Origin of the sequence: Gilliamella sp. Fer4-1 (assembly GCF_001690515.1) — a bacterium.
Taxonomy (GTDB): Bacteria; Pseudomonadota; Gammaproteobacteria; order Enterobacterales; family Orbaceae; genus Gilliamella; species Gilliamella apicola_C.
On record NZ_LZGZ01000038.1, the window covers coordinates 1 to 6,363 of the forward strand.

Annotated in this window: 5 protein-coding genes; 1 reads left to right on the forward strand and 4 read right to left on the reverse strand. The window is 37.6% G+C overall.

Features of this window, described 5'->3' with window-relative positions; genetic code table 11:
* The first annotated feature begins 641 nt into the window (after positions 1-641).
* Positions 642-2,039 carry an RtcB family protein gene (locus A9G30_RS01400; protein WP_065587804.1) on the forward strand — a complete coding sequence of 466 codons (1,398 nt, stop codon included), beginning with the start codon at positions 642-644 and terminating at the stop codon, positions 2,037-2,039.
* A 320-nt stretch (positions 2,040-2,359) separates the two neighbouring features.
* On the opposite strand, the gene A9G30_RS01405 is transcribed toward A9G30_RS01400, so the two are convergent.
* The 4 genes from A9G30_RS01405 to dppB are packed head-to-tail and all read right to left on the reverse strand — an operon-like array spanning position 2,360 to position 6,293.
* Entirely contained in the window at positions 2,360-3,358 is a 999-nt protein-coding gene (locus A9G30_RS01405; RefSeq protein ID WP_065587805.1) for a peptide ABC transporter ATP-binding protein, read from the reverse strand.
* Positions 3,348-4,325, reverse strand: a complete 978-nt coding sequence (gene dppD / locus A9G30_RS01410) for a dipeptide ABC transporter ATP-binding protein (RefSeq protein WP_065587806.1) — start codon at positions 4,323-4,325, stop codon at positions 3,348-3,350. The genes A9G30_RS01405 and dppD overlap by 11 nt, the downstream gene beginning before the upstream one ends.
* A gap of 13 nt (positions 4,326-4,338) precedes the next feature.
* Positions 4,339-5,262, reverse strand: coding sequence for a dipeptide ABC transporter permease DppC (dppC, locus tag A9G30_RS01415; protein ID WP_081295531.1), 924 nt, complete (start codon positions 5,260-5,262; stop codon positions 4,339-4,341).
* Between the two features lie 14 nt (positions 5,263-5,276).
* Positions 5,277-6,293 carry a dipeptide ABC transporter permease DppB gene (gene dppB, locus A9G30_RS01420; protein ID WP_065581538.1) on the reverse strand — a complete coding sequence of 339 codons (1,017 nt, stop codon included), beginning with the start codon at positions 6,291-6,293 and terminating at the stop codon, positions 5,277-5,279.
* Positions 6,294-6,363: the final 70 nt, after the last annotated feature.

Consider the following 6,363-nt stretch of genomic DNA (forward strand, 5'->3'; position numbering starts at 1 on the left):
AGTTTACCTATTTTGGTTTTTATTGTAATTTTCTTGGATTAAAACATGAGGTGCAATTTTAAACTCGGTGAAGTGAAGACAATAGAAAGGTGATTTATACTCGCTACTTCGCACCACCACAGTTTAACGACTGCGATGCATTATAACCACTTTTCTAGGAAGGTATGATACCCGATTTTCGTATTATTCCAAGTTGGAAAAAATAAAAAAAGGTAGTTCAACGACTCAATAGATATCCTTCGACAATAGATTGTGAGATAACATAATCAAGCCTATCAAGCACATGATTCGTTAAATCGATATGGTTTAACTAATTGTTGTGATTATATTGAATCTTTTTTACACCAAATAGATAATAGGTAAACTAAAATTAGTTACTTTTTCTGTTAATACTATGATATAAGAAGAAAAACTTTTCGGCCTCGACTAAAGACGTATGTTATTACTTAATTATATTGGCTTTACTAAGTCAAAAAGATGTTGTTTAATTTGCAAAAAAAATTAATAATTACTGACAACTTTACAATTTGTTATTTTTTGTATAGAATAAATGCGCTTTCCTGAATCGTGCTGCTGCAGGAAAACAGTAATTATCTTCTTAACAGAGGAGACCGTTTTTTATTGTTTTCTAGGTGGCAATGATGTCTACATTTACCCGTTTACAAAAACGTTTATCCCGACTAGGGATTGAAAGTCATTTTTATAATGATATTTATACTTTTAATCAACAAAATACGACCGCTCAAGTTTTATTACCGCAGGCTTTACCTTTAGAAGAAAAAGCTGTCAAGCAGTTACTGGATTTTGCATCGGTCAAGGTACCTAATAGCTTAGGACACGTGTGTGCCGCTCGAGCTACTCCCGATTTTCACCCAGGTGCAATTGCGCCAGTGGGCAGTATTGTGGCAACAACGGAAGATTTAATTATTCCAGCAGCTATTGGCACTGATATTAACTGTGGTATGCGACTTTTAACAACGGGCTTAAGTTATGATCAAGTGCATGGCCAAAAATCAACAATTATTGCGCAACTAAAACGTGTATTATTGCAAGATGAGCGAGATGTTCCTGTTACGCCACAATCCTTTCAAGCGTTGTTTGATCAAGGAATCGCAGAATGGATTGCAGCATTACCACAACAAGGTTTGTGGCAAGAGGTTAATGTTAAGCGATTACTTGCCGAAATTAATCAAATATCAGGACAGACGTTAATCACTGCCGATAGCAAATACGCGCCAGAAGCCTTTTTTGAGTCACGCAGTATTATCCGTCCAGCAAGCTTAGGTACCGTTGGTTCAGGTAACCATTTTGTTGAGTTACAAATTGTTGATGAAATCCTAGATCGATACTTAGCTTATCAAATGGGGCTAAAGAAAGATGCTGTTGTGATAATGATTCATACTGGTTCACGAGATGTGGGATTTTATATTGGCAAGCGTTGGCAAGATAAAGCCAAAGAATTATGGCCAGTAAACGAAAAATATCCAACATCAGGATTATTTGGTTTGGCCGATGATAATGCTCAAAATTACTTGCAAGCTATGGGCGTTGCAGCACGTTATGCTTGGATCAACCGAATTGTTATCACGGAATTGATACGTAAAGAATTCATGGCGATTTTTAAACACGATAATAGTCAGTTAATCGTGGATATTTCGCATAATATTATTTTACCTGAGCATGGCATGAATATTCACCGCAAAGGAGCAACGCCAGCTAACCAAGGGGAAATCGTATTAATTCCCGGCTCGATGGGCGATTACTCTTATGTGGCGGTTGGTAAAGGGAATTCAGATTGGTTATGGTCTTGCTCGCATGGTGCGGGTAGAGCTGAAAGACGGCAATCAATGCGTAGCAAAAAAGTGGTGACTGATAAGGTTAATTTGCCATGGCAATGTGTTACCTTAAAAGAGGAACGTCTACGTGAAGAAGCTCCTGCTGCCTATAAACCGATTACGCCAGTAATCGAATCGCAAGAAAATGCTGATCTAATTCAGTCTGTGGTAAAACTTAAACCTTGGATCACGTTTAAAGCGTGATTAAGCAAACAGCCCAAGCTTTGTTAGTTTGGGCTGTTTTTATAATCAATTGCTATTTTTTAATTTTTACTATTGTATTATGTTTATGTTGCCGTATCACTAGGTATTGAGTGTGGAATAAATTGCGTAGTAAAAAGTTTTAAAGATTGAGCTTGTTTTACTCATCCAGCTCTCAGCATTATTACTTAATAAGTTTGAGGCAATATTTTTTAATCGATTTGGCATTCACATATAACAATCGGCAATTTCTATGTAAGTAAGAAAAATACAATAAGTAGGTTTATTATAGAATTTAGTGACAGAATTAACTGTCACTTTTATTATCCATTATTATTTTTTTCCTCTATACAGAAACAAGCAATTTTATGTTCGTTATAATTAATAAGTTGCGGTTGTTCAATTGTGCAACGTGGAAATGCTAAACGGCACCGAGCATTAAAAGCACAACCCAAAGGAGGATTAAGAGGACTTGGTAATTCCCCTTCTAATTTGATTCTATCTCGTCTAAGATCTGGATTTAATCTTGGTGTTGCTGATAATAGCGCTTGAGTGTATGGATGTTCAGGGTTACGATAGATTTCATCTTTCCGCCCTTGTTCAACGCAACGCCCTAAATACATCACCATTACGTCATCAGCAATATGTTCAACAACCGAAAGGTCATGAGAAATAAAAACATAAGATAAACCTAGATCTTGCTGTAGATCCATCATCAGATTTAGCACTTGTGCACGCACAGAAACATCTAGTGCTGAAACGGGCTCATCAGCAACCACTATTTCAGGATCAAGCATTAAACCTCTTGCGATAGCAATGCGTTGACGTTGTCCCCCTGAAAACATATGTGGATAACGATTATAAAACTCTTCTTTTAACCCAACTTTTTTCATCATTGATAGTACTTTTGCTTTACGATCATTGGCTGTTAAATCGGTATTGATAATTAGCGGTTCTTCTAATATGGAACCGATTTTTTTGCGTGGATTGAGTGATGAGTATGGATTTTGGAAAACAATTTGGATCTTTTGGCGACGCAATTTTTTAGCTTGCAGATCATCATCCAATAGATTCTGATCTTTAAAATAAAGTTCTCCTGATGTGGGTTTTTCGATCATGGTCAATAATCTTGCTAATGAGGATTTACCACAACCCGATTCACCAACAATCGCCAGTGTTTTGGCTTTACCTAATGTAAAAGATACACCGTCAACGGCTTTAACTTGTTTAGCTTCAGAAAAGAATCCCGTTTTAACATGATAATATTTTGTCAGGTTTCGGGCATCAAGCAGTAATTGTTTATTTTCCATATTATTGTTCATATTGTGGTATCCCTTCGCTTGATAATGGATAATGGCATTTTACTTTTCTAGTTGCAGAATAACTCATTAATGCGGGTTCTTCGGTATAACAGCGTTCGGTAGCATAAGGACAACGCGGATTGAGTAAACAGCCCGTTGGCCGATCATATTTTCCTGGAACGACACCCGCTAATGATGCTAATCGTTCTTTGTCTTGCGTAAATTCTGGCAGCGAGCGTAATAATGCTTGTGTGTAAGGATGTAATGGTTTTTTAAAGATGATTTCAGCATCACCTATTTCAACGACTTGTCCAGCATACATCACAATAATTTTTTGTGCCGCTTCTGAAACTAGCGCTAAGTCGTGTGTAATAAGAACTAATGCCATGTTATTTTTGCGTTGCAACTCAAGCAATAACTCGATAATTTGCCCTTGAATTGTAACATCAAGCGCGGTTGTTGGTTCATCAGCAATTAAGAGCTTTGGGTTACATGCAATGGCTATTGCGATCATGACGCGTTGGCTCATGCCACCAGATAACTGATGCGGATAAACATTTAATCGATTTTCTGCATCAGCAATACCCACTAATTTAAGCAATTCAATCGCTCTTGCTTTGAGTGCTTTTTTACTGCCACCTTGGTGAATTTTCAAGGTTTCAATGATTTGGTAACCTATGGTAAAACATGGGTTTAAGCTCGTCATCGGATCTTGAAAGATCATTGCCACATCTGCACCTACAATTTTACGACGCATTTTGGTTGAGATTTGTTGCAGGTCTTTACCATCAAAATATAATGCATTGGCATTGACTTTACCTGGAAAATCAATTAATCCCATTATGGCGAGTGAACTCACTGACTTTCCTGAGCCTGATTCACCCACAATGCCAACAACTTGCCCTTGTTCAACGTCATAACTAATGTGGTCTACCGCTTTAAATCCACCAAATTGAACAGATAATTCTTTTACTTCTAATAGTGCCATGACTGTATCTCCATTACTGCTTCAATTTAGGATCCAGTGCGTCTCGCAAACCATCTCCCATTAAGTTGAAAGCTAACACTGTCATTAAAATTACTAATCCCGGAAAGGTGACTACCCACCATGCAGATTGTGCAAATTGCAATACGTCAGCAAGCATTGTTCCCCATTCAGGGGTTGGTGGTTGTGCACCCATACCTAAAAAACCTAATGCCGCCATGTCTAAAATCGCATTTGAAAATCCTAATGAAGCTTGCACAATTAATGGTGCTAAACAGTTTGGCAGAATATTTATAAACATCTGCCGTAAAGCACCAGCCCCAGCAACTCGGGAGGCAATCACATAGTCTTTATTAATTTCAGCAAGCGCTGCTCCGCGGGTTAAACGGATATAATGAGGTAACGCAACAAAAGCTAATGCGATTGAGGCATTAACAATCGATGGACCAAATATCGCAACTAAAACAAGTGCAAGTAATAAACTGGGTAAAGCAAGCATGATATCGACAGCACGCATAATGATGTTGTCTAAAAAACCACCTACATAACCGGCAATCAATCCTACTGTAATCCCTAAAATCAATGAGATGATGACGACCAAGCAACCAACTAATAAAGATAAACGAGCACCATAAATGAGCCTCGATAAGATATCTCTCCCCACATCATCTGTTCCTAAAATAAATTGCCAGCTACCATCTTTCATCCAAACAGGTGGCGCTAATAAGGCATCTCTAAATTGTTCAGAAGGAGAATGTGGTGCAACTAAATTAGCAAAAATAGCGAGTAAAACAACAATAATAATAAAGGCTAATCCAACGACAGCGCCTTTATTTTTTGAAAAATAAAACCAGAACTCACGCATAGGCGTTAATGGCTTAGGCTCAACCAAACTGATGTCTTTCGTATTGGTCGATTCAGTAATAACCTGTTTATTCATCTGTAAACACACTCTTATTTATGTCTAATACGCGGATTGATAACGCTGTACAACATATCAACTAATAAATTCACCAAAATAATCATGACCGCAACAAGTAAAACACCACTTTGCACTACGGGATAATCTCGACGTTGTAGCGCTTCAATTAACCAACGACCAATTCCTGGCCATGAAAAGACGGTTTCGGTCAATATTGCACCAGCAAGCATTGTACCAACTTGTAAACCGATGACAGTCATCACAGGGATCATCGCATTGCGTAATGCATGAATAAGGATGATTCGCATTCGACTAACGCCTTTAGCTCGTGCTGTTCGAATATAATCCTCACTCAACACTTCTAACATAGAAGAACGGGTCATGCGGACAATGACCGCTAATGGAATGGTACCTAATACAATGGCAGGTAAAATTAAGTGAGTAACTGCGTCTATAAAATCTTCTTTTTCACCCCATAATAAAGTATCAACTAACATAAATCCGGTTAAAGGTTTACTTTCGTCTAAGAAAAGCATATCACTAACACGACCTGATACCGGAGTTAAATTTAAATGCACAGAAACTAACGTAATGAGCATCATTCCCCACCAAAAAATTGGCATGGAATAACCCGTTAAAGACAACCCGATCGCTGTATGATCAAATATTGAACCGCGTTTTACTGCTGCAAGCACGCCAATTGGAATCCCAAAACTAATTGCAAACAACATTGCGCAAAATCCAAGCTCAAAAGTTGCTTTAAATCGGGGGACAAATTCATCCCATACTGGAATTTGGCTTTTAAAAGAGATGCCTAAATCGCCATGAAACATGCCTATAATGTATTGAAAATATTGCTCATACAGTGGTTTGTCTAAACCAAATTGTGTTATTAGTTCAGCATGGCGTTCTGGTGTTAAACCTCGCTCTCCTGCAAGTATCGTAATCGGATCACCAGGAATAAGGTGAACGAAAATAAAAGTCAGCAGTGTAATGCTGATAAAAGTCGGGATAAGTACACCTAACCGTTTTAAAATAAATTGAAACATGTAGTGGCTCTTAAATATTGCTTCTAAACTATCGTTTATAAAATAGATAATTTTATATAAATATATTTAT

What these genes read in the sequence shown, in the direction of transcription:
- A9G30_RS01400 (WP_065587804.1), top strand. Translation starts at nt 642, where the DNA reads ATGTCTACATTTACCCGTTTACAAAAACGTTTATCCCGACTAGGGATT.
- A9G30_RS01405 (WP_065587805.1), bottom strand. Translation starts at nt 3,358, where the DNA reads ATGAACAATAATATGGAAAATAAACAATTACTGCTTGATGCCCGAAAC.
- dppD (WP_065587806.1), bottom strand. Translation starts at nt 4,325, where the DNA reads ATGGCACTATTAGAAGTAAAAGAATTATCTGTTCAATTTGGTGGATTT.
- dppB (WP_065581538.1), bottom strand. Translation starts at nt 6,293, where the DNA reads ATGTTTCAATTTATTTTAAAACGGTTAGGTGTACTTATCCCGACTTTT.
- dppC (WP_081295531.1), bottom strand. Translation starts at nt 5,262, where the DNA reads ATGAATAAACAGGTTATTACTGAATCGACCAATACGAAAGACATCAGT.